Annotated in this window: 24 protein-coding genes and 1 other annotated feature; all 24 genes read left to right on the plus strand. The window is 38.5% G+C overall.

The features are described from left to right. Nucleotides 1-107: 107 nt before the first annotated feature. Nucleotides 108-2027: a stage V sporulation protein D gene (locus BTR25_RS01165; protein WP_075685715.1), complete on the plus strand. Its 1920-nt coding sequence runs from the start codon at nucleotides 108-110 to the stop codon at nucleotides 2025-2027. A 188-nt stretch (nucleotides 2028-2215) separates the two neighbouring features. Then, nucleotides 2216-3676 carry a UDP-N-acetylmuramoyl-L-alanyl-D-glutamate--2,6-diaminopimelate ligase gene (locus BTR25_RS01170; RefSeq protein ID WP_075685304.1) on the plus strand — a complete coding sequence of 487 codons (1461 nt, stop codon included), beginning with the start codon at nucleotides 2216-2218 and terminating at the stop codon, nucleotides 3674-3676. A gap of 2 nt (nucleotides 3677-3678) precedes the next feature. Beyond that, entirely contained in the window at nucleotides 3679-4125 is a 447-nt protein-coding gene (locus BTR25_RS01175; protein WP_075685306.1) for a hypothetical protein, read from the plus strand. Between the two features lies 1 nt (nucleotide 4126). Next, nucleotides 4127-5101: a phospho-N-acetylmuramoyl-pentapeptide-transferase gene (gene mraY, locus BTR25_RS01180; protein ID WP_075685308.1), complete on the plus strand. Its 975-nt coding sequence runs from the start codon at nucleotides 4127-4129 to the stop codon at nucleotides 5099-5101. Continuing rightward, a complete protein-coding gene (murD, locus tag BTR25_RS01185; protein WP_075685310.1) occupies nucleotides 5102-6454 on the plus strand; it encodes a UDP-N-acetylmuramoyl-L-alanine--D-glutamate ligase in 1353 nt (450 codons plus the stop codon). 201 nt (nucleotides 6455-6655) lie between these two features. After that, nucleotides 6656-7756 carry a stage V sporulation protein E gene (spoVE, locus tag BTR25_RS01190; protein WP_075685312.1) on the plus strand — a complete coding sequence of 367 codons (1101 nt, stop codon included), beginning with the start codon at nucleotides 6656-6658 and terminating at the stop codon, nucleotides 7754-7756. Between the two features lie 150 nt (nucleotides 7757-7906). After that, the gene (murG, locus tag BTR25_RS01195) at nucleotides 7907-8998 is read left to right on the plus strand and encodes an undecaprenyldiphospho-muramoylpentapeptide beta-N-acetylglucosaminyltransferase (protein ID WP_075685314.1); all 1092 of its coding nucleotides are present in this window, start codon (nucleotides 7907-7909) and stop codon (nucleotides 8996-8998) included. Between the two features lie 75 nt (nucleotides 8999-9073). Beyond that, nucleotides 9074-9982, plus strand: a complete 909-nt coding sequence (murB, locus tag BTR25_RS01200; protein WP_075685316.1) for a UDP-N-acetylmuramate dehydrogenase — start codon at nucleotides 9074-9076, stop codon at nucleotides 9980-9982. A gap of 193 nt (nucleotides 9983-10175) precedes the next feature. Next, on the plus strand, nucleotides 10176-10967 hold the full coding sequence (locus tag BTR25_RS01205; RefSeq protein WP_075685318.1) for a cell division protein FtsQ/DivIB: 792 nt from the start codon (nucleotides 10176-10178) through the stop codon (nucleotides 10965-10967). Continuing rightward, a complete protein-coding gene (locus BTR25_RS01210) occupies nucleotides 10948-11655 on the plus strand; it encodes a DUF881 domain-containing protein (protein WP_075685717.1) in 708 nt (235 codons plus the stop codon). The genes BTR25_RS01205 and BTR25_RS01210 overlap by 20 nt, the downstream gene beginning before the upstream one ends. Nucleotides 11656-11708: 53 nt before the next feature. Continuing rightward, a complete protein-coding gene (locus tag BTR25_RS01215) occupies nucleotides 11709-12446 on the plus strand; it encodes a DUF881 domain-containing protein (protein WP_075685320.1) in 738 nt (245 codons plus the stop codon). Next, a complete protein-coding gene (locus tag BTR25_RS01220; RefSeq protein WP_075685322.1) occupies nucleotides 12446-12808 on the plus strand; it encodes a small basic family protein in 363 nt (120 codons plus the stop codon). Before BTR25_RS01215 ends, BTR25_RS01220 begins: the two co-directional genes overlap by 1 nt. Nucleotides 12809-12934: 126 nt before the next feature. Next, entirely contained in the window at nucleotides 12935-14218 is a 1284-nt protein-coding gene (ftsA, locus tag BTR25_RS01225; RefSeq protein WP_075685324.1) for a cell division protein FtsA, read from the plus strand. A 38-nt stretch (nucleotides 14219-14256) separates the two neighbouring features. Further along, nucleotides 14257-15390 (plus strand): cell division protein FtsZ, encoded by a 1134-nt coding sequence (gene ftsZ / locus BTR25_RS01230; protein ID WP_075685326.1) that lies wholly within the window; start codon nucleotides 14257-14259, stop codon nucleotides 15388-15390. Between the two features lie 434 nt (nucleotides 15391-15824). After that, entirely contained in the window at nucleotides 15825-16760 is a 936-nt protein-coding gene (spoIIGA, locus tag BTR25_RS01235) for a sigma-E processing peptidase SpoIIGA (protein WP_075685328.1), read from the plus strand. A 44-nt stretch (nucleotides 16761-16804) separates the two neighbouring features. Continuing rightward, entirely contained in the window at nucleotides 16805-17524 is a 720-nt protein-coding gene (gene sigE / locus BTR25_RS01240; RefSeq protein ID WP_075685330.1) for an RNA polymerase sporulation sigma factor SigE, read from the plus strand. Nucleotides 17525-17687: 163 nt separating this feature from the next. Next, nucleotides 17688-18467, plus strand: coding sequence for an RNA polymerase sporulation sigma factor SigG (gene sigG / locus BTR25_RS01245; RefSeq protein ID WP_075685332.1), 780 nt, complete (start codon nucleotides 17688-17690; stop codon nucleotides 18465-18467). A 103-nt stretch (nucleotides 18468-18570) separates the two neighbouring features. Continuing rightward, nucleotides 18571-18840 (plus strand): YlmC/YmxH family sporulation protein, encoded by a 270-nt coding sequence (locus tag BTR25_RS01250; RefSeq protein WP_075685334.1) that lies wholly within the window; start codon nucleotides 18571-18573, stop codon nucleotides 18838-18840. A gap of 66 nt (nucleotides 18841-18906) precedes the next feature. Then, on the plus strand, nucleotides 18907-19731 hold the full coding sequence (pgeF, locus tag BTR25_RS01255; protein WP_075685336.1) for a peptidoglycan editing factor PgeF: 825 nt from the start codon (nucleotides 18907-18909) through the stop codon (nucleotides 19729-19731). Next, nucleotides 19728-20405: a YggS family pyridoxal phosphate-dependent enzyme gene (locus BTR25_RS01260; protein WP_075685338.1), complete on the plus strand. Its 678-nt coding sequence runs from the start codon at nucleotides 19728-19730 to the stop codon at nucleotides 20403-20405. The genes pgeF and BTR25_RS01260 overlap by 4 nt, the downstream gene beginning before the upstream one ends. Nucleotides 20406-20421: 16 nt before the next feature. Further along, nucleotides 20422-20856: a cell division protein SepF gene (locus BTR25_RS01265; protein ID WP_075685340.1), complete on the plus strand. Its 435-nt coding sequence runs from the start codon at nucleotides 20422-20424 to the stop codon at nucleotides 20854-20856. 5 nt (nucleotides 20857-20861) lie between these two features. After that, nucleotides 20862-21125 (plus strand): YggT family protein, encoded by a 264-nt coding sequence (locus BTR25_RS01270; protein ID WP_075685342.1) that lies wholly within the window; start codon nucleotides 20862-20864, stop codon nucleotides 21123-21125. A gap of 40 nt (nucleotides 21126-21165) precedes the next feature. After that, nucleotides 21166-21939 carry a YlmH family RNA-binding protein gene (locus BTR25_RS01275; RefSeq protein ID WP_075685344.1) on the plus strand — a complete coding sequence of 258 codons (774 nt, stop codon included), beginning with the start codon at nucleotides 21166-21168 and terminating at the stop codon, nucleotides 21937-21939. An 81-nt stretch (nucleotides 21940-22020) separates the two neighbouring features. Further along, entirely contained in the window at nucleotides 22021-22536 is a 516-nt protein-coding gene (locus tag BTR25_RS01280) for a DivIVA domain-containing protein (protein ID WP_075685345.1), read from the plus strand. A gap of 46 nt (nucleotides 22537-22582) precedes the next feature. Then, nucleotides 22583-22820: a binding site (T-box leader), on the plus strand. Nucleotides 22821-22875: the final 55 nt, after the last annotated feature.

Raw genomic sequence — 22875 nt, forward strand, 5'->3', positions numbered from 1 at the left:
GTTCTAATCAAATGAGTACAAGCATATAAATGAACGAAGATAAGTGAAACCTCCAAGTGTGGGGGTAGAAACCCATGCAACGGGTTAAGGGAGGAAGCGTTCATAATATGCGTGTTTCAAATGTAACTGTTAGGAAACGGTTAATGGTGGCAATGTTTGTCGGATTTCTTATTTTCCTGATTATTGATGTTCGTCTAGGGTATGTACAATTTATTCTTGGGGATATGCTGACAGGCCAAGCAAAGGGTTCTTGGAGCAGAAATATACCTTTTGAGCCTGAACGTGGAGAAATCGTAGATCGGAATGGAGTGGCGTTAGCGACAAATGTCAGTGCCCCGACAGTCTGGGTTGTTCCGAGACAGATTAAAGATCCAGCTGGGACAGCTGATAAATTATCTGCCGTTTTAAATATGTCAAAAGAAAATGCTTATCGACAGATTACTCAAGGTCAATCAATCGTTCGAATCAAAGAAGGAAGAAAAATTTCACACGAAAAAGCTAAGGAAATCAGGGCATTAGGACTTGAAGGTATTTACATTGGTGAAGACTCAAAACGACATTATCCATTCGGAAGTTATCTTTCTCATGTTCTCGGTTTTGCTGGAGTGGACAACCAGGGGTTAATGGGTTTAGAGCTTTTTTATGACAAGGAACTAAACGGTGAAAGAGGATCTGTTAAGTTCTATGCCAATGCTAAAGGTGAACGCATGGATGATATGGCTGATGATTACGAGCATCCGGTTGATGGTCTTGATCTTAAACTGACCATTGACACGAAAATTCAAACCATTGTCGAAAGAGAGCTTGATATCGCACAGGCTACCTATAATCCGGATGGTATTATTGCGATTGCAATGAACCCAAACAATGGCGAAATTTTAGCCATGTCAAGCAGACCGACTTTTGATCCAGCAAACTTTCGAAATGTACCACAAGAGGTGTATAATCGAAATTTACCTGTATGGTCTACCTATGAACCAGGATCTACCTTTAAAATCATTACACTGGCAGCTGCATTGGAAGAAGGAAAAGTTGACTTAGAGAAAGAGCATTTTCATGATAAGGGTTCTGTTGAAGTGGCTGGAGCCAGACTGAAATGCTGGAAAAGAGGCGGGCACGGAAGTCAATCATTCCTTGAGGTTGTTCAAAATTCCTGTAACCCTGGTTTTGTAGAGCTAGGTCAAAGATTAGGGAAAGATACTCTATTTAAATATGTGAAAGATTTTGGTTTTGGACAAAAGACTGGAATTGATTTAGCGGGCGAAGGAACGGGGATCCTGTTTAACTTGCAGCGTGTTGGTCCTGTTGAATTAGCAACAACTGCTTTTGGACAGGGGGTTTCTGTTACGCCGATGCAACAGGTGGCAGCTGTTTCTGCGGCAATAAATGGAGGGATTCTATATAAGCCATTTATTGCTAAGGAATTAATCGATCCAGTAACTAAAGAAGTTGTAATGAGAAATACACCTGTGGAGAAAAGAAGGGTAATCTCTGAGGAAACCAGCAAGGAAATACGACGCGCTTTAGAAAGTGTCGTTGCACAAGGAACAGGCGGAAAAGCCTTTGTTGATGGATATCGGGTTGGAGGTAAGACAGGAACGGCACAAAAAGCCCAGGGCGGAAGGTACTTGGAAAATAACTTTATCGTTTCATTTATGGGATTTGCCCCTGCTGATGACCCGCAAATAGTCGTCTATGTGGCCGTTGATAATCCCAAAGGAACTCTTGCCTTTGGTGGTACCGTTACTGCCCCTATTGTTGGTGCAATTATGAATGATGGGCTGAGAGCCATGGGGGTAGAACCTAGGAAAGACCAAATTGAAAAAAAATTAAAATGGCCTGATGTTCCATTAATTACCCTGCCTGACCTAGCAGGTCTTTCTAAGCAGGAAATAACGGAGCAACTATTAAATTTAAAAATTGATGCCAGCGGGGAAGGAAATGTTGTCGTTAGTCAGTCGCCTGCTCCTGGTTCAAAAGTTGAAGAAGGTTCAACTATTAGGCTTTACTTTAATAAAAAGGAATAGGGTAGTAAGTTTTTAGGCGGCCGGAAAATTTTCCGCCGCCTGTTTTGTAGGATAAGGTAATATGGAAAGATAAAATAGCATTATAGGTTATTTTCATGTAAAATAAGATGAAACTTTCAACTGAGGACTTTTATGGTGAATACTGTTATCTGGTGGTATAAGTAAAAGTCATAAGGGGATATGAGACGATGAAGCTTAATGAACTACTTGAACATTTGCACCTTCTTGTTCCTTACCGCGGTGATAATCCTGAGATTGATTCAATTGAAAACGATGATCGTAAAGTTAAAAAGGGAAGCTTATTTGTTTGTATAAAAGGATATACGGTTGATGGACATGACTTTGCTGAGTCTGCGGTTAACAAAGGTGCAGCTGCAATTATTGCTGAGAGCCCACTAACTCTTCCGGTGCCAGTTATAACCGTTAATGATACTACTAGAGCTCAAGCTGTTCTTGCTGATGCCTATTATGGTCAACCTAGTAAAAAGTTGCATTTAGTTGGAATAACAGGTACCAATGGGAAAACTACTACTAGTCATATTATCGAAAGTATTTTCAGAGAAGCAAATCATCGAACTGGTCTAATTGGCACTATGTATACTAAAATCGCCGAACGTATTATAGAAACGAAGAATACAACCCCCGATAGTTTAACTTTGCAAAAGAGTTTTCAGCAGATGGTAGATTCAAAAGTGGATGTGGCTGTTATGGAGGTATCCTCACATGCCTTGCATATCGGGAGAGTTCACGGTTGTGACTACGATGTAGCGGTGTTTACGAACCTTTCTCAGGATCATCTTGACTATCATAAAACAATGGAAGGGTATAAGTATGCAAAAGGGTTATTGTTTGCCCAGCTTGGAAACACTTTTAACCTATCTAACCCAAAGTTTGCGATTTTGAATGCGGATGACCCCTCCTCCATAGATTACCGAAAATCAACTGCAGCACATGTAGTTACATATGGAATTGATCAAGATGCTGATTTCTTAGCTAGGAATATTAAATTGACATCAAAAGGAACCTCCTTTGATTTAGTAATGGAGGGAAAGAATCACCCCGTTCAGATGCAATTGATTGGAAAATTTAGTGTATATAATGTATTGGCAAGCATTGCTGCTGCATATGTATCTAAAATACCGATAAATCAAATTATCACCTCGATAGAGAATATAAAAGGAGTAGCTGGGAGATTTGAACTTGTTAATGCAGGTCAAGATTTTACAGTGGTAGTCGACTATGCTCATACTCCTGACAGCCTAGAAAATGTATTAAAAACCATTCAGCAATTTGCTGAGAAAAGGATATTTGTCGTTGTCGGTTGTGGGGGGGATCGTGATCGAACAAAGCGCCCTGTAATGGCAGCAATTGCTTGTAAGTATGCAACGAATCCTATTTTCACATCAGATAATCCAAGAAGTGAAAACTTAATCGAGATTCTGAAAGATATGGAGAATGGAGTACAAGGAGAGGATTACATCGTTGTTCCAGATAGGGAGGAAGCAATAAATGCAGCGGTCAAGCGTGCTTCTGCAGGTGATGTCATCTTAATTGCCGGAAAAGGCCATGAGACCTATCAAATTATTGGCAAGGATGTATTTGATTTTGATGACCGAGTGGTTGCTCGGAAAGCAATCGAGGGGAGATAGGAATGTATTTAGCCTTTAACGATTTATCTGCAATGTTTGTTGATAGAACGGGGATCAAAGAGGCAGACCATGAGTACTATATAGTCTGTGATAGGGCTGATATTCCTCAGCAAAGAGGGGTTTTTATGCCGTTGAACGAGGAATCAGGAGAATTATTAAAGGCAATTGCAAACGGTGCAATTGCCGTGATTTGGGACCGCCAAAGAGAATTACCGCATTATACCCCGAACCACTTTCCTGTTTTCTTTACAGATGATCCAATAATAGCAGCAGGCAGACTGTTGCAAACCTATATTCAAAAATTAGATGGAGAACGAATAGATAAGATGAAAATAACAAATTTTGTACTTTTTAATAAAGAACTTCTCAAAGAAAATAAACAAACATATGATATAGCTGTAATGCTGGAAAAGATTCGCTCAAGTAAAAAAGAAGAAGGAGGGGAATAAAATGGTGGAGCAAGTTATTTTTTTCACAATCTTGATGGGCTTTCTTATAACGGTCTTGCTTTCTCCAATTTTTATCCCCTTCTTAAGAAGATTGAAATTTGGACAAAGCATTCGTGAAGAAGGACCTAAATCCCACCAGGCGAAAACTGGGACACCTACAATGGGTGGAATTATGATTTTATTTTCCATTATCCTCACTACCCTCGTCATGACAGGGAAATTTGCTGAGCCAACTGTGAAAACCTATTTGATGCTACTGGTGACTTTAGGATTTGGGCTTTTAGGTTTTCTTGATGATTTCATAAAAGTAGTGATGAAACGAAATCTTGGCTTAACATCAAAACAAAAACTTTTAGGACAAATTATTATTTCTGTAATTTTTTATCTTATATATAAACAAAATGGTTTTCCTACAGTCATTACTGTACCAATTAGTGGTTATACCATTGATTTGGGATGGTTTTTTGTACTTTTTATCACTTTTTGGCTTGTTGGTTTCTCAAATGCAGTCAATTTAACAGATGGACTTGACGGTCTTGTTTCAGGTACTGCTGCGATTGCATTCGGTGCTTTTGCCGTTCTGGCTTGGAACCAATCTCAGATTGAGGTCGCAATTTTTTCTGTCGCAGTTGCTGGGGCTGTTTTAGGTTTCTTAGTTTTTAACGCCCATCCCGCAAAGGTATTTATGGGAGATACCGGTTCTTTAGCTCTTGGAGGAGCAATTGCAACAATAGCGATTCTAATCAAGCTAGAGTTGCTACTTGTTATAATTGGGGGAGTTTTTGTTATTGAAACATTATCGGTTATCTTGCAAGTAATATCTTTTAAAACCACCGGGAAACGGATTTTTCGAATGAGCCCATTGCATCATCATTATGAGCTTGTTGGCTGGTCTGAATGGAGAGTTGTTGTAACGTTTTGGAGTGTTGGATTAATATTCGCGATACTTGGTATCTATATTGAGGTGTGGTTGTAATTGAAGAAGATCGAAACATATCGTCATAAAAAAATACTTGTACTCGGGTTAGCAAAAAGCGGGGTAACTGCTGCTGCACTTTTACATAAGCTTGGTGCTTTTGTCACTGTTAACGATAAGAAGCCTCTTTCTGAGAATCCAGAAGCCCAGGGGCTTTTAGAACAGGGAATTAAAGTAATTTGTGGTGAACATCCTGTTGAACTCCTTGAAGATGGATTCGAACTTATTGTGAAAAATCCTGGGATACCATATCAAAATCCAATTGTTGAAGGTGCTGTCAAAAAAGGGATTCCAGTCATTACTGAAGTTGAACTAGCCTACCAAATTTCAGAAGCACCATTCATTGGCATAACAGGCACAAATGGTAAAACCACAACAACGACGCTAATATACGAAATGTTAAGGGAAGGACAAAAACAGCCTTTAATAGCTGGAAATATCGGAACTGTTGCATCTAGTGTCGCTGAGGAAGCGACAGAAGAGAACTTAATTGTCATTGAGTTATCTTCCTTTCAATTAATGGGAGTTACTACGTTTAATCCGAAAATTGCGATCATTACTAACCTTTATGATGCCCACCTGGATTACCATGGAACGCGAAAAGAATATACCAAGGCAAAAGCGAATATTACTAAAAATCAGTCTGAAACAGAATATTTGATTGTTAATGCGGATCAACAAGAAGTGATGGAGATTACCAAGGAGTCAAGAGCGGTCATTGTACCTTTTTCAACAACTAAACTACTTAGTGCGGGTGCTGATATACGTGATGGCTGGATCTGTTTTCATGGCGAACAGGTAATGCTCATCGATGACATTGCTTTGCCTGGTGTACATAATCTTGAAAATATTCTCGCAAGTATGGCTGCAGTAAAGCTTTCGGGTGTTGGTAACAAGGATATTCAGGCAGTACTGCGTTCTTTTACGGGTGTAAAGCATCGCCTTCAGTTTGTAGCAGAAATGGATGATCGGAAATTTTATAACGACTCAAAAGCTACGAATATTCTAGCTACCGTTAAGGCACTGAGCGCTTTTAACAAACCTACGATTCTCTTAGCGGGTGGACTGGATCGAGGAAATGAATTTGATGAGTTAAAACCTTATTTAAAGCACGTAAAAGCAATTGTAACCTTTGGGCAAACAGCAGCAAAAATAGAGCGGGTTGCTGCGGAGTCGGGAATAAATCTGATAAAGCGTGTCGATAATGTTGAAAAGGCTGTGCCTGTTGCATATCGGTATTCTGAACCAGGAGACGTCATTTTATTATCTCCAGCGTGTGCCAGCTGGGATCAATATAAAACTTTTGAAGTCAGGGGAGACATTTTTATCGATGCCGTGCATAAGCTTAAATAAGGGCTTGTCCACAGAAACATGAGGCGGCTTCGGAACAAGCACAGCTTGTTTTTGCGAGGATCATTCTAAGGCGCTTTCCTTAGTGCCCAGGGGCGCGAGTCTAGACGAGCTTATGACCCGAGCCCCTAGCCGCTGCAACTAGACAGTAAAATACGTACGGAGACTGCAAAGCCCAAAAACTTGTTGTTGAGGTGTATAGTAGTGCCGACAAAAAAAACGACTCCTGACCTTATTTTATTAATTGTAACATTAACGCTATTGGCAGTGGGACTTATTATGGTTTACAGTGCTAGTGCTGTCTGGGCCGAATATAAGTTTGATGATTCCTTCTTCTTTGCAAAAAGACAGACACTTTTTGCGGGTGTTGGAATTGCTGCCATGTTTTTTATTATGAATATTAATTATTGGACTTGGAGAGAGTGGTCTAAAGTCATTCTGATTGTCTGCTTTGTTTTATTAATTCTCGTTCTGATTCCGGGAATCGGAAATGTTCGGAATGGTTCAAGAAGCTGGATTGGTATTGGAGCGTTTTCTATTCAGCCTTCAGAATTTATGAAATTAGCGATGATTGCATTTTTAGCAAAGTTTTTATCTGAAAAACAAAAGCTCATTACTTCCTTTAAAAAAGGACTTGTTCCATCACTTGGACTAGTATTTACTGCCTTTGCACTTATAATGCTCCAGCCTGATTTAGGAACAGGTACTGTAATGATTGGGACTTGTGTGGTCATGATCTTTATTGCAGGGGCTCGAATTGGCCATTTCGCGTTTTTAGGACTATTAGGATTAGCTGGTTTTATCGCATTGGTTGCCTCAGCACCTTACCGAATTAAGCGGATAACATCTTTTCTAGATCCTTGGGAAGACCCGTTAGGAAGCGGCTTTCAAATTATTCAATCACTATATGCAATTGGACCGGGTGGATTGTTTGGACTTGGGTTAGGAGAGAGTCGACAAAAATTTTTCTATTTGCCTGAACCTCAGACTGACTTTATTTTTGCAATATTATCAGAGGAACTAGGTTTTATTGGTGGATCATTTATCATCCTTTTGTTTGCATTATTGTTATGGAGGGGTATTCGAATTGCATTAGGAGCTCCCGATTTATATGGAAGCTTTCTAGCGGTTGGAATCATTTCAATGGTAGCTATTCAAGTTATGATTAATATAGGGGTTGTAACAGGTTTAATGCCAGTTACAGGAATTACCCTGCCATTCCTGAGCTATGGGGGTTCATCCTTAACTCTGATGCTAATGGCAATAGGTGTTCTTCTAAATATAAGCCGCTATGCAAGATACTAACATCACCCTGTTTAAGGCAGGGTTCTTTTTGTTTAATTCATGATACTTTACATTTACATAACATTCTTCTTTCATTTACATTCTTTCAATCGAATTTATAGTAAGATAGTGTATGAAATTAGAGTTAGCATTTTATATCGAGGTGGATATATGAGGATAGTAGTAAGTGGTGGCGGGACTGGTGGACATATTTATCCAGCACTTGCCCTTATTAGAGAAATACAAAAACAATCAGCAGATACAGAGTTTCTATACATTGGAACATTGAATGGACTCGAAAGTACAATTGTTCCTAGGGAGAAGATCCCTTTTAAGTCAATTTATATTACTGGTTTTCAAAGGAAGCTTTCATTTGAAAATATTAAAACGGTCTATCGGTTTTTTAAAGGGGTTAGAGATAGTAAAAAGATTTTAAAAGAATTTGGGCCCGATATTGTCATTGGTACAGGAGGCTATGTTTGTGGTCCAGTAGTCTATGCAGCTGCAAAATTGGGCATTCCTACCATCATACATGAGCAAAACAGTGTGCCAGGATTAACAAATAAATTCTTGAGCCGTTACGTTAACAAAATTGCTGTATGCTTTGATGAGGCAAAAGATTATTTCCCGGCTGATAAAATCGTATTTACAGGTAATCCGCGTGCATCAGAAGTCATGGGACAAGATGGGATACGCGGCCGATTATCTGCGGGTCTGAGTACAACAAAGCCAGTAGTATTAATTTTTGGAGGAAGTCGCGGTGCTAGACCAATAAATGATGCAGTAGTTAAATCACTATCGGAATTGGGAGAAAAGCCTTATCAAGTCCTTTACATCACAGGTGATGTCCACTTTGAGGCCGTGAAAAACGAAGTGGAGTTAGTGGGTAACCCTAAAAATGTAGTGATTAAGCCATTTATTCATAATATGCCTGAGGTTCTTGCGGGCGTTGACTTAGTGGTTTCAAGAGCAGGAGCAACCACACTGGCTGAAATAACCTCCTTAGGCATACCAAGTATTCTTGTGCCAAGTCCTTATGTAACAAATAACCATCAAGAAAAGAACGCAAAATCATTAAGTAATCACGGGGCAGCGACATTACTTTTAGAAAAGGAATTAAATAGTAAAAGTCTCGTGCAGCATATTGACAGGATTCTGTTAAACAAACAAACACTAGAAGCGATGAAAATAAAAGCAAAAGAATTGGGTGTTCCTGACTCAGCTACAAAACTTCATGAACTGATGAAACAGCTTGTAAAATAAAAAACAAAGGTAGCCCAATTAAATTTTCTGCATAAACTGAATTTAACGCAAGCTTTGGAAAGATAGGTGAATAGTATGGACCATTTAGTCACACAATTACAAGAATTAAATATAGGTACAGTTAAAAGTAATGAACCGCTTGCCCGGCACACTACGATGAAAATTGGCGGACCTGCAGATCTCCTTGTAGAACCCTCTTCAATAGAAAACTTGACGAAAGTAATGGAACTAATTAGGAAGCAAAACCTGCCATGGACAGCCATTGGGAGGGGTTCCAATTTATTGGTTTCCGATAAGGGGATTGAAGGTATAGTCATTAAGCTTGGCCCAGGGCTTGATACACTTACGATTGCTGGTACAGAAATCACAGTTGGTGCTGGTCATTCACTCGTAAGCTTATCAACCATGATTAGTAAAAAAGGATTATCAGGCCTTGAATTTGCTAGTGGAATACCTGGTTCGGTCGGCGGTGCTGTCTATATGAATGCTGGTGCACATGGCTCAGACATTAGTAGGATTTTAACAGAAGCACATATCTTATTCGAAGATGGAACGATGGAGTGGCTCTCGAATGAAGCGATGGAATTTTCCTATCGGACATCTGTTTTGCAGAAAAAGCGACCAGGTGTTGTTTTAGAAGCAAAATTTAAGTTTACAGAGGGAGATAAGTCGGCGATCGTTGCCCAAATGCAAAAAAACAAGGATTACCGTAAAGAGACCCAGCCTTGGAACTCTCCATGTGCAGGAAGTATCTTTCGAAATCCGCTTCCCCATTTTGCGGGTAGGTTAATAGAGGATGCTGGTTTAAAGGGATATAGTATCGGCGGGGCAAAAATTTCGGAAATGCACGGTAATTTTATTGTGAATGCACATAACGCAACAGCAAAAGATGTTCTTGATTTGATTGAACATGTGAAAGTTACAATTGATCAATTATATGGAGTCAAAATAGAAACTGAGGTAGAAATAATCGGTAGGGTGTAAATAGAAATAGTCCTACAAAATTACAAATATTGTGATATAATTACACATTATAATATGGTAAAAGATTGTGGTAAATGAATGACGGCATGATGTTTTGTGCCGTTGTTTTCACTTTATAGATGGGTATTTTCTGGAGTTAACTCTTTTTGGTTTTCTTTTAGGACATGCGTACCTGGTTTTAGGGGGGAAAGGTATGGATAAAGGTAAGGTTGTTGCTCTTGAGGATCGGATTCCTAAGCTAAAGGAGCAAAGACGTAAAAAGGCAAACCAAAGACTAATTTTTCTGCTTTTATTGTTTTTTACAATGATTGCTATTGTTGCATACGTACAATCACCTTTAAGTCATGTGAAAAAGATTACCATAAAGGGTAATGAGATTATCTCTTCAGATGAAATTATTAATATCTCAAATCTTACAAGCAAAACCAATATCTGGAGTGTAAAGAAAAAAGATATTGTCTTAGAATTAGAAAAATTAGATGAAATTAAGAAAGCGGAAATAGAAGTTGTATTTCCAAATTCTATCAAGATTCATGTACATGAACGGAAAAGAATTGCCTATTTAGAAAATGATAAATCATATTATCCTGTCATTGATAATGCGAAAATTCTTTTGAACAGGGAAATGAATGAGATACCGGTAAATGCTCCTCTTCTACTTAAATTTGAAGAGGGTGCAATACTAGAAGAATTGATTATGAATCTTGACCAGCTTCCTGAGGAAATTACAAACTCTATATCTGAAATTCATTACACACCTAAGGAAACAGATCAATATCATATTTCTTTATTTATGAATGACGGTTTTGAAGTGAACGCAACATTAAGGAGTTTCTCAGAGAAAATGATTCATTATCCTTCAATTGTAAGCCAATTGGATTCAAATAAAAAAGGAATTATTGATCTGGAGGTAGGTACGTACTTCAAGGCTTATGAATTAGAAGTGGAGGAGACGTCAGGTGAAGATGATCAAGGTGAAGGGTAAACACGTCGTTCTATCCCTCGTCTCTCTAGTTCTTGGGTTCATGATGGCATTCTCCTATCATCTTACTCAAAAGGAAGCAAAACTAGAACATACTAATTTATCAGGTAAGCAATATGAAAGAACACTTAAGCTGCGAAATGAACTGATTGCTCAAAAGGAAACAAATCGAAAACTTACTGAAGAGTTACATCTAAAACAAGACAAGGTTTTAGAAAATGAAAAGAACCTCTCTAAGGAGGCACAGGTTTATTTAACCTTTGCAGAGGACGCAGAAAAATATCGGATGTTCCTAGGAAAGGTTAAGGTAAAAGGTAAAGGTGTTAGTGTAACTCTGGCTGACGGTGCCTATGATCCTAAGGAAGAGAATATTAATAACTATCTTGTTCATGAATATCACGTGTTTAAAGTTATTAATGAGCTATACATATCAGGTGCTGCAGCGATAGCTGTAAATGGCCAGAGATTAACAAGTCATTCATATATTCTTTGTACAGGACCTGTAATCACTGTCGATGGTGTTGAACATCCGGCACCATTTGTTATTACAGCAATTGGCGATCCTGATGTTTTGTCCTCTGCACTTAATTTAACTGGCGGTGTAAAAGACCAGCTTGTTAATGACAATATAGTTTTTACTCTAGAGAAAAAGAACGAAATTATACTAAATCCAATTTTAGGAAGTTCGTAAATGATGGATTGTCCACGTAAGATAGGAATAATTTAAAAGGTTAGGTGAAACAAGTGGACAAGCAACATAAAAATCTTAGTTTTGTAGTCATATCTGCTGTGATTGGTTTTATGCTTGCGATTCAATTTCAAACGGTGAAAGAACCGATTGCAAGAGATACACGAGATATTTGGCAGCTGCGGGAAGCCTTACTTAAGGAAAAAGAACTCCAATCCAATTTACTAAGTGAAATTGGTTCCATTGAAGGAAAAATTACCGCCTATGAATCTGAGCGAAGGCAAAGTAAAGAACAAGTGTTAATAGATACTCTTCAGGAATTAAAAAGTGAAGCTGGGTTAACAGAAGTAAAATCACCAGGAATCATCCTGAGAGTTCAACCAATTTTTGAGGAAATCCAAGTTGGACTCCCATCTTCTAGCGGGATATCTCCTGAACTTCTCAAACGGTTATTAAATGAATTGAACATGTACGAAGCGAAATATGTTTCAATAGATGGCCGAAGAGTAATTAACACGACGGTTATTAGAGATATTAATAATGAAACCAAGATAGATGGATATCCTTTAACAAACCTACCTATTGAGATTAGAGTAGGCGTAGATAATCTCATTGCAGCAGAAAAGCTGTTTAATAGGATGAAAGTATCGAGAGCGGTTGAGGAGTTTTTCATTGATAACCTTAAACTAACAATTTCTGAACCAAGTACGGAAATTACCATTCCTGCCTATGATAATCAGATACGAATTCGCTATTTGGAGTCTGTGAAAGCAACTGAAGGGGGCGATACATAATGTGGCTTCCGTTACTTGGATTAATTGTTGGTGTTATTCTTGGACTGTTGACAGATATAAGAATTCCCGATGAATATTCCAATTATTTGTCGATTGCGGTTTTGGCTGCTTTAGATACTCTGTTTGGAGGAATTAGGGCACATTTGCAAAATATTTATGATGAAAAAGTGTTTGTTTCAGGCTTCTTTTTCAATATTTTACTTGCTGCAAGTTTAGCTTTTCTAGGTGTCCATCTTGGTGTAGACTTGTATTTAGCAGCAGTTTTTGCCTTTGGTGTTCGCTTATTTCAAAATATTGCCGTCATTAGACGGATTTTATTGACAAAATGGTCAACAAACAAAGAAAAATTAGAAAAAATTTGATTTTTTTAAAGGGAATCATTTAGTTTTGACGAATAATTTTATAAGATATAGTGGAGAATGTTTATCTTTTTTCTTATAAAAATAATTGGTGTTGGACTGAAGGAATGCAAAAGGAGGTGCCAGAGAATGAACAGCAATGAAATATATGTAAGTCTTGACATCGGTACATCCAGTGTAAAAGTTATCATTGGTGAAATGGTCAATGACTCATTAAATATTATCGGCGTAGGAAATGTTAAATCTGAAGGATTACGTAAAGGCTCTATCATTGATATCAATGATACCGTTCATTCTATTAAGAAGGCAATTGAAGAAGCGGAAAGAATGGTTGGCATGGAAATCCGCCAAGTCATTGTAGGTATAACCGGAAACCATTGTATGCTTCAGCCGTGCCGTGGTGTAGTTGCAGTATCCAGTCAAAATCGCGAAATCACGAACGAAGATGTCACGCGTGTGGTTGAAGCAGCTCAGGTAGTCTCTATTCCGCCTGACAGAGAAATTATTGGTGTTGTTGCCAAACAATACATTCTTGACGGAAAAGACGAGATCCATGATCCAAGAGGGATGATCGGTGTTCGCTTAGAGATGGATGGTACTTTAATTACCGGTTCTAAGACAATTATTATTAATACACTTCGCTGTGTTGAAAGAGCGGGTCTTGAAATATTAGATATCGTTTTACAGCCGCTTGCTGCGGGGGAGTACGCACTTTCTAAGGATGAGAAGAACCTAGGAGTTGCTCTTATTGACCTTGGTGGCGGTTCGACAACGATTGCAGTTTTTGAACAAGGTTTTTTAGCAGCCACTAGTGTTATCCCAGTCGGCGGGGATCATATTACAAAAGATCTTTCGATCGGGTTACGGACATCAACTGAAGATGCTGAAAAAATAAAAGTCAAATACGGACATGCCTTTTATGATGATGCTTCAGAAGATGAAGTATTTAGTGTACCGATTATTGGAAGTGATCAGCACCAGCAATTTAATCAACTTGAAGTTTCTGATATTATAGAAGCAAGATTGGAAGAAATATTTGATTTAATTGTCAGTGAAATGAAACGCTTAGGTTATAGTGATTTACCTGGAGGGTTTGTTTTAACGGGTGGAATTGCTAATATGCAAGGTGTATTGGAGCTGGCACAGGTAATTTTGCAAAATAGAGTTCGCAACGCCGTTCCTGATTATATTGGAGTAAGAGAACCTCAATATACTACAGCGGTTGGTTTGATTAAGTATGCTTACAAGAATGCTAGAATACCAGGAGGAACCTTCGACGGGGCTGCGGCGGTTTCTGAACCAATCGAAAAAAGAATGCCAAAACAACAACAGCCGAAAGCTAAACCAGAAAAACATCCGGAAGATAAGATGTCATCTAAAGTAAAGAAATTCCTTGGTCTCTTTTTCGAATAACTAGCGAAAAGATATCGACGAATTAGGAGGATTTGTTCATGTTAGAGTTTGATACCAATTTAGATTCTCTTGCTACCATAAAAGTAATCGGTGTTGGCGGCGGTGGAAACAACGCAGTAAACCGAATGATTGAACATGGGGTTCAAGGTGTAGAATTTATTGCAGTGAATACAGACGCACAAGCGTTAAACCTTTCTAAAGCAGAAGTGAAAATGCAGATTGGTGCTAAATTAACTAGAGGACTTGGTGCTGGCGCCAATCCTGAAGTAGGAAAAAAAGCTGCAGAAGAGAGTAAAGAGCAGCTAGAAGATGCACTTCGTGGAGCAGATATGGTGTTTGTTACGGCTGGTATGGGTGGAGGAACCGGAACTGGTGCTGCCCCTGTTATTGCCCAAATAGCTCGTGATTTAGGAGCATTGACAGTGGGTGTTGTGACACGTCCGTTTACATTTGAGGGTAGAAAGCGTTCAAATCAAGCATCTGGCGGGATCGGTGCTATGAAGGAAGCGGTAGATACATTAATTGTCATTCCGAATGACCGCCTTCTTGAAATAGTTGATAAGAGTACTCCGATGCTTGAGGCATTCCGTGAAGCTGATAATGTTTTACGTCAAGGGGTTCAAGGTATTTCCGACTTAATCGCTACGCCAGGACTAATTAACTTAGACTTTGCTGATGTTAAAACGATCATGTCTAATAAAGGATCTGCCTTAATGGGTATTGGTGTCGCTGCAGGCGAAAATCGTGCAACTGAGGCAGCTAAAAAGGCAATCAGCTCTCCATTACTAGAAAAGTCTATTGATGGAGCTCAGGGTGTTCTCATGAATATTACTGGCGGCACGAACTTAAGTCTTTATGAAGTTCAAGAGGCTGCGGATATTGTTGCAACCGCATCTGACCAAGAAGTAAATATGATTTTCGGTTCTGTAATTAATGAAACACTAAAAGATGAAATAATTGTAACGGTTATTGCTACTGGATTCAACGAGGAAGAAGCACAGCCTAAGGTTAATCGTCCAGCTTTTGGACAAGCTAAGCCACAGGTAAACAGTGTGAAAAGAGAACAAAAGCGCGAAGAAGTATCCCAAGAACCTGTTCGCTCGAATAACGCTTCTCAAGAAGACACACTAGACATCCCAACCTTCCTCCGCAACCGCAACCGTCGCAGATAATAATGTTTTGATAGAAAAGGCATGGTCCATGGACCATGCCTTTTTCAATGCCTACATCCAGCAAAACAAATTAGACAAAATACGTTGTTAATAGTGAAAATTTCTGTTTTTTTGATTACAGAAAGTGACACACTTCCGCCCCAAAAGTACGTTATACTTTTCCGTAAACAGAATAATAGAAATGATTGGTAATGTTCATATTGCCCTTCCATTTCTGAAGCTTTTAAAAAGGCACTGGTAAAGATTAATGTTAATTATTACCACAGCTGATTGGAATGGAAGGCACGAAGACTCCTGCGGGAGAAGCGGGACAGGCGAGACCCCGCAGACACGGAGTGTCGAGGAGGCTCGGCGGTGGCCCGCGGAAAGCGAAGTGCCTTCCCTTCCAATCAACAATCAAGTTTAACAGAGCCTTTAAAAAAGGAGGCAGCGGCTTGACTGTATATTTAGATATAATATGGGCTCTTAACCTATTATTTGATAGCCTTCTCCTTTATTTATCAGCTATTTTTTTAAAAAGACAAACAAAAATGTGGAGGATATTAGCTGGTGGTTTTATTGGGTCACTAATTATTTTATTGTCGTTTACACCATTACAATTATTTTCGAACCACCCGATTACAAAGCTCCTCTTTTCAATAGGGATGGTACTCATGGCATTTGGATATAAACGCTTCTCCTTTTTTATTAAGGCTCTAATGACCCTGTATGTTACAACCTTTCTAATTGGTGGTGCGTTAATCGGGGTTCATTACTTTATTCAGTATGATGCTGAAATGTCAACTAATGTTTTATTATCCAGTGTAACAGGATATGGAGACCCAATTAGCTGGTTATTTGTATTTTTAGGTTTTCCGTTAGCCTGGCATTTTTCAAAACGTAATGTAGAAAGTATGGAAATGACTAAGATTCAATATGATCAGATTATTACCGTCAAACTAACGATTAACCATGAAACGTTAATCTTTAAGGGGTTAGTTGACAGTGGAAATCAGCTTTATGATCCTATATCGAAACTTCCAGTTATGTTTGTCTCAATTAAAGACCAGTTAGAAAAGATTGCAGTGCCAATTCAAAGGATGGCTTCTGACCCTGAATCCTTGATAATGGGAGATGAAGAGTTTCCACACGAGTGGCAGAGCAAATTAAGAATCATCCCATATCAGGTGGTTGGACAAGAGCATCAGCTAATTGCTGCGATAAAACCCGATTCTATTCTTTTTGATTTGAATGGGGAGCAGCGAATATGCGAAAAGGGTCTCGTGTCTTTTACTATGCAGCAGTTGTCAGCAGATGATGCCTTCCAATGCATCGTTCATCCGAAAATGATGACCGGTCCTAGACTCAGGGATTCGGTGAAAGTAAGCTAATAATACTATACTCGGGAAAAACATTTTTAGAAGGAGGAACATGGATGAAAAAATGGAGACTTCGCTTATCTTATTACTGGTATAAGCTATTAATAAAATTGGGCCTTAAATCAGACGAAGTTTATTATATAGGTGGAAGCGAAGCATTACCGCCTCCTTTAAGCAAAGATGAGGAAGAGGTATTATTAAATAAGCTTCCTGGCGGTGATAAGGCTGCTAGGTCAATCTTAATTGAGCGCAACCTAAGACTAGTTGTCTATATTGCCAGAAAGTTCGAGAATACAGGTATAAACATTGAGGACTTAATTAGTATTGGAACAATTGGACTGATTAAAGCTGTAAATACCTTTAATCCTGAGAAAAAAATAAAACTTGCTACATATGCATCAAGATGTATTGAAAATGAAATTTTGATGTACTTAAGAAGAAATAACAAAATTAGATCTGAGGTTTCATTTGATGAACCGCTAAATATTGATTGGGACGGAAATGAATTACTGTTATCGGATGTCTTAGGAACGGATGATGATATTATTACCAAGGATCTAGAAGCGAATGTAGATAGAAAGCTTTTAACAAGGGCATTGCACCAATTATCTGACAGGGAAAAGCAAATCATGGAGCTTAGATTTGGTTTGACTAATGGGGAAGAAAAAACGCAAAAAGATGTGGCAGATATGCTGGGGATTTCACAGTCCTATATTTCTCGTCTTGAAAAAAGAATAATTAAAAGACTAAGAAAAGAATTTAATAAAATGGTTTAAAAAAGAAAAAATTTTTACTTGCAAAAAGTACTTGTAAATTAAGGATTCATTAACAGTTTTCGACAACTTTCACCCGATCCGTCAGGTTTCATTAGTGCATATTTTTCCTTCTCAAGGAGATACTGTTTTTTGTACAGCAACTCCTATGAGGAGGGAAAAGGGATTGACTCGAAATAAAGTTGAAATTTGCGGCGTTGATACATCAAAACTTCCTGTATTAAAGAATGAAGAAATGAGACTACTCTTCAAACAAATGCAAGAGGGCGAAATTACTGCACGAGAAAAGCTCGTCAACGGAAATTTAAGACTCGTTCTAAGTGTAATACAACGGTTTAATAACCGAGGCGAGTTTGTTGATGACTTGTTTCAGGTTGGCTGTATTGGACTTATGAAATCGATTGATAACTTTGATTTAGGTCAAAACGTTAAGTTTTCCACTTATGCCGTACCAATGATTATTGGAGAGATTCGTCGGTACCTGCGTGATAATAATCCAATTCGCGTCTCAAGATCCTTAAGAGATATTGCCTACAAAGCTCTTCAGGTTAGAGAGCGTTTGATGAGTGAGACTTCAAGGGAACCGACTGCAGAAGAAATTGCAAAAGTATTAGAAGTTCCTCATGAAGAAATTGTTTTTGCTTTAGATGCAATCCAGGATCCTGTATCGCTATTTGAGCCGATATATAATGATGGGGGCGACCCAATTTATGTTATGGATCAGCTAAGTGATGAAAGAAATAAGGACATCAATTGGATAGAGGAAATTGCTTTAAAAGAAGGTATGCGTCGCTTAAATGAGCGTGAAAAACTTATTCTTCGAAAGCGATTCTTCCAAGGAAAAACACAAATGGAAGTTGCTGATGAAATTGGGATATCCCAAGCACAGGTTTCTCGACTGGAAAAGGCTGCAATTAAACAGATGAATAAGAATATTCAAAGTTAAAGCTGTCCAAAAGGGCAGCTTTTCTTTTTTCTGGATTTAAAGATATTCTCGAAAGTCTAGTCATATATATTTATTATAGTATAGTAGGCAGGAGTGAGAGTTGATGGTGAAAATATCTGATTTCCAGATTAAAGATGTGGTCAACGTAGCGGATGGGAAAAGACTTGGAAACATTGGTGATATTGAGATTAACTTATCAACCGGAAAAATTGAAGCGGTTGTGATTACCGGCGCTGGTAAGGTCCTTGGATTCTTTGGAAGAGACGAAGAAATTATTATTCCATGGAAAAACATTATTAAGATTGGTCAGGATGTCATTTTAGTCAGATTTAAAGGATTTGAGGAAAGAAAAACAGAGGAATTAGAAGGATAAACTCCTGATCCCTATGACCAGCATGCTATTCATGGTAAACTATATAAAAACAAATGAGGTTAGAAAATGGAACCGTTTCAATTAGAAAACCCTTCATTCTTTTCCATTAAACAATGGGTGAATAAATTTCCAGGCCTCGTGGCTGGAATAACAACAAAAAATGGTGGGAGTTCAAAAGGAGTTTATAAGGACTTAAATCTTGGCTTTCACGTTGGTGATGTTCAAAACGATGTTATTTCCAACAGGAACCAACTTTCAAAGTTCCTAAACTTTCCTTTGAATTGTTGGGTTAGTGCAGAACAAACTCATAACATTACCATTAGAAGGGTAACAAGTATTGACAAGGGACGAGGGGCAAGAACGTATGAACAAGCCTTCAAAGGTACAGATGGATTTTATACAAATCAAGAGAACATCCTTTTGACACTTTGCTATGCCGATTGTGTTCCACTTTTTTTCATAGCGCCAGAGCAGCGGATGATAGGTACTGCTCATGCTGGCTGGAAAGGAACGGTTAATGAAATTGGGAGGCATATGATTGAGGCTTGGGGCAAAGAGGGGATAGACCTAGAGGAAATTTTTGTCGCGATTGGTCCCTCTATTTGTGAAAAATGTTATATTGTAAATGATTATGTTATAAACTTCGTAGAAAATACACTAGAAGATGTCGAAGAAAAACCATATAATTTAATAAATGATGGTCAATACACATTAGACCTGCGGGAAATGAATCGACTAATCCTCAAGAGAGCTGGAATACCGGATCAAAATATTTTTAAAACGGATCTGTGCACAAGCTGTAATCACAAAGAGTTTTTCTCACATCGGCGTGATCAAGGTAAAACAGGTAGAATTTTAGGCTTTATAGGCTGGAAGGAGGCCAAGAATTGAAGGTAGCTGACAATCTTGAACGAGTTACACAACAGATAAGGAAGGCTTGTATCAAGGCGAATCGTTCCCCTGAAGAGGTCACCATCATTGCGGTTACCAAGTATGTGACTATAGGTAGGGCGCAAGAAGCACTAGATACAGGAATTGTTAACCTTGGCGAAAATCGTGATGATGGTCTTTTGGAGAAATGGGAAGTTTTAAGGGACAAGCCCACATGGCATTTTATCGGAACTCTGCAGACCCGGAAAGTAAAAAGTATTATTGATAAGGTTGACTATATTCATTCTGTAGACAGGCTGTCATTAGCTGAAGAAATTAATAAGCGTGCAAGCAAAAAAATAAAATGCTTTGTTCAAGTAAATGTGTCAAATGAAGAATCAAAACATGGGATAAAGCCCGAAGATGTGCTGCCCTTTATTAATGAACTAAGCCGTTTTGAACATATCACGGTTGTTGGTTTAATGACTATGGCACCTTTTTCTGAAGATCAAGAATTACTTCGATCCTGTTTTCAGAGGTTAAGGAGTTTACGTGATCAAGTACAGTCGCTTCATTTGGAATTTGCACCATGTAAGGAGCTGTCAATGGGGATGAGCAATGATTTTGTTTTAGCGATTCAAGAAGGTGCAACAATGGTAAGAATCGGCACCGCACTTGTCGGTGAGCATAGTTAGGAGTGAAGAACCAGATATGACAATTAAATCAAAATTAAAAACATTTTTCTTTTTAGATGACCAGTATGATGAGTCTAATATGGATGCTTACGAAAAGGTGGAACCGGCTAAGCCTATAAAGCAGCAAGTAAAGCCACAGAATGTCGTCAGCCTACAAAGTGTCCAAAAGTCTTCGAAGGTCATTTTAGTCGAACCTAGAGTGTATGCTGAAGCCCAAGATATTACAGATCACTTAAAAAGCAGACGTGCTGTGGTCGTAAACCTTCAGCGGATTGGCCATGAAGAAGGAAGGCAAATTGTGGACTTCTTAAGTGGTGCTGTCTATGCATTAGGTGGAGATATTCAAAAAGTAGGGTCCAGTATTTTCTTATGTACCCCAGATAATGTGGAGATCTCCGGTAATATTTCTGAGTTAGTTCAACAATCAGATTACCAAGATTCGAGGTGGTAGTGGGTATGAATATGATTTTTGATTTTTTAATTACATTAATTAGTGTTTATAGATGGGTGTTAATTGTTTATATTTTCATGTCGTGGTTTCCTAACATGAGGGAGTCCCAAATTGGATCTATACTTTCTAGAGTCTGCGAACCTTTTTTAGAACCATTTAGAAAAATTATTCCTCCTTTAGGGATGATGGATTTATCACCATTAGTAGCATTCCTCGTTTTAAGTTTTGCCCCTGCAGGCCTGGATGTTATACGTGACCTGCTATTGTAAATAATAAGATTCTGAATTTTGCGAGACCAAGGAGAAAACTATGAACATCTATCAGCATTTCCGCCCGGAAGAACGCGAATATATTGACCAAGTAATGCATTGGCGGGATTATGTAGAATCCACATACACCCCTAAACTCACGGATTTTCTTGATCCAAGAGAACAGCATATACTAAAGGTGATGGTTGGTGAAAACGGAAATGTGAGAGTACATCTTTTCGGTGGGATAATCGGATCTGAAAGACAAAGGGCTTTGATCGTGCCTGAGTATTTAACTCCTGAGTCCGAGGAATTTCAATTATCTCTTCTTGAAATCGTTTATCCGATGAAATTCGTGAAGATCGAACACCCACAGGTACTAGGTTCATTGATGTCACTAGGTTTAAAACGTGGGAAATTTGGCGATATCTTGGTTCAGGATGGAACAATCCAATTTTTTTGTGCTAGTGAGATAAGAGATTATATTCGTACAAATCTTGAATCGATTGGCAGAGCAAGCGTTGAATTAAAAGAGTTAACTATAAAGGAAGCGGTATTAACTGAAAATAGCTGGATGGAGAACACTATTACGGTCACATCCTTAAGATTAGATACAATTGTTTCAGGAATCAATAATCTTTCCCGTCAAAAATCTCAATTATTTATTCAACAGGGTTTAGTTAGGGTCAACTGGACCTTAATCGAAAACTCCTCATTTGATTGTGCAGAAGGTGACCTGATATCGGTCCGAGGGTATGGCAGAGTGAAAATATTGTCAATTGAGGGTAGAACTAAAAAGGATAAATGGAGAATTGTCATCGGAAAGCAAAAATAATTTAGAAATACAGCAGGAGTCGCAAGAAAAATGTCGAATATCTGCTTATACATACTGAAAGAGATTCTTGGAGGTGGCAGCATGCCGTTAACGCCGTTAGATATTCATAATAAAGAGTTTAATAAGGGGTTTCGTGGGTATGATGAAGATGAAGTGAATGAATTCCTTGACCAGGTAATCAAGGATTATGAGTTAGTATTACGTGAGAAGAAAGAAATGGAAGAGCGCTTAACAGAAATGAAAGATCGTTTAGGCCATTTCGTTAATATTGAAGAAACCTTAAACAAATCAATCGTAATTGCCCAAGAAGCAGGTGAAGATGTAAAACGGAATGCGCAAAAGGAAGCGAAGCTGATCGTTAGAGAAGCCGAGAAAAATGCAGATCGTATTGTTAATGAATCACTTTCAAAGGCAAGAAAAATTGCACTAGAAATCGAGGATTTAAAGAAACAGTCAAAAGTGTTCCGCACTCGATTTAAGATGTTAATTGAAGCACAATTAGATATGCTAAATACAGATGACTGGGACCATCTATTAGAGTATGAAGTAGATGCAACTGAATTAAAGGTACATGAGGAAGAGGATTCATTAGCTTGACGAAAGCGTAGTCTTTCGCATATAATTTTTTAACATAGTCTATTATAGAACGGCAATGAAAGGGACAGTATAATTTTTCAAAATGCTTTCATAGCGAGCTGGGGATGGTGTAAGCCTGGCATGGCAGAAAAATTAGAAAATCACCCTTGAGTCCCAGGTCGAAGCTCTATGAGTGTGTAGGTCCTGGCGGGTTATTCACGTTAGGGAATATCAAAGAGGATTGTATTTGCTTAATACAATTTATCGGGGTGGTACCGCGGGAATAAAACCTTCTCGTCCCTATTTAGGGATGAGAGGGTTTTTTTATTGCAAATATTGGTCATTCTGTTCTATATAGAG

Origin of the sequence: Bacillus sp. MRMR6 (assembly GCF_001940785.1) — a bacterium.
In the GTDB taxonomy this organism is placed as follows: domain Bacteria; phylum Bacillota; class Bacilli; order Bacillales; family Cytobacillaceae; genus Neobacillus.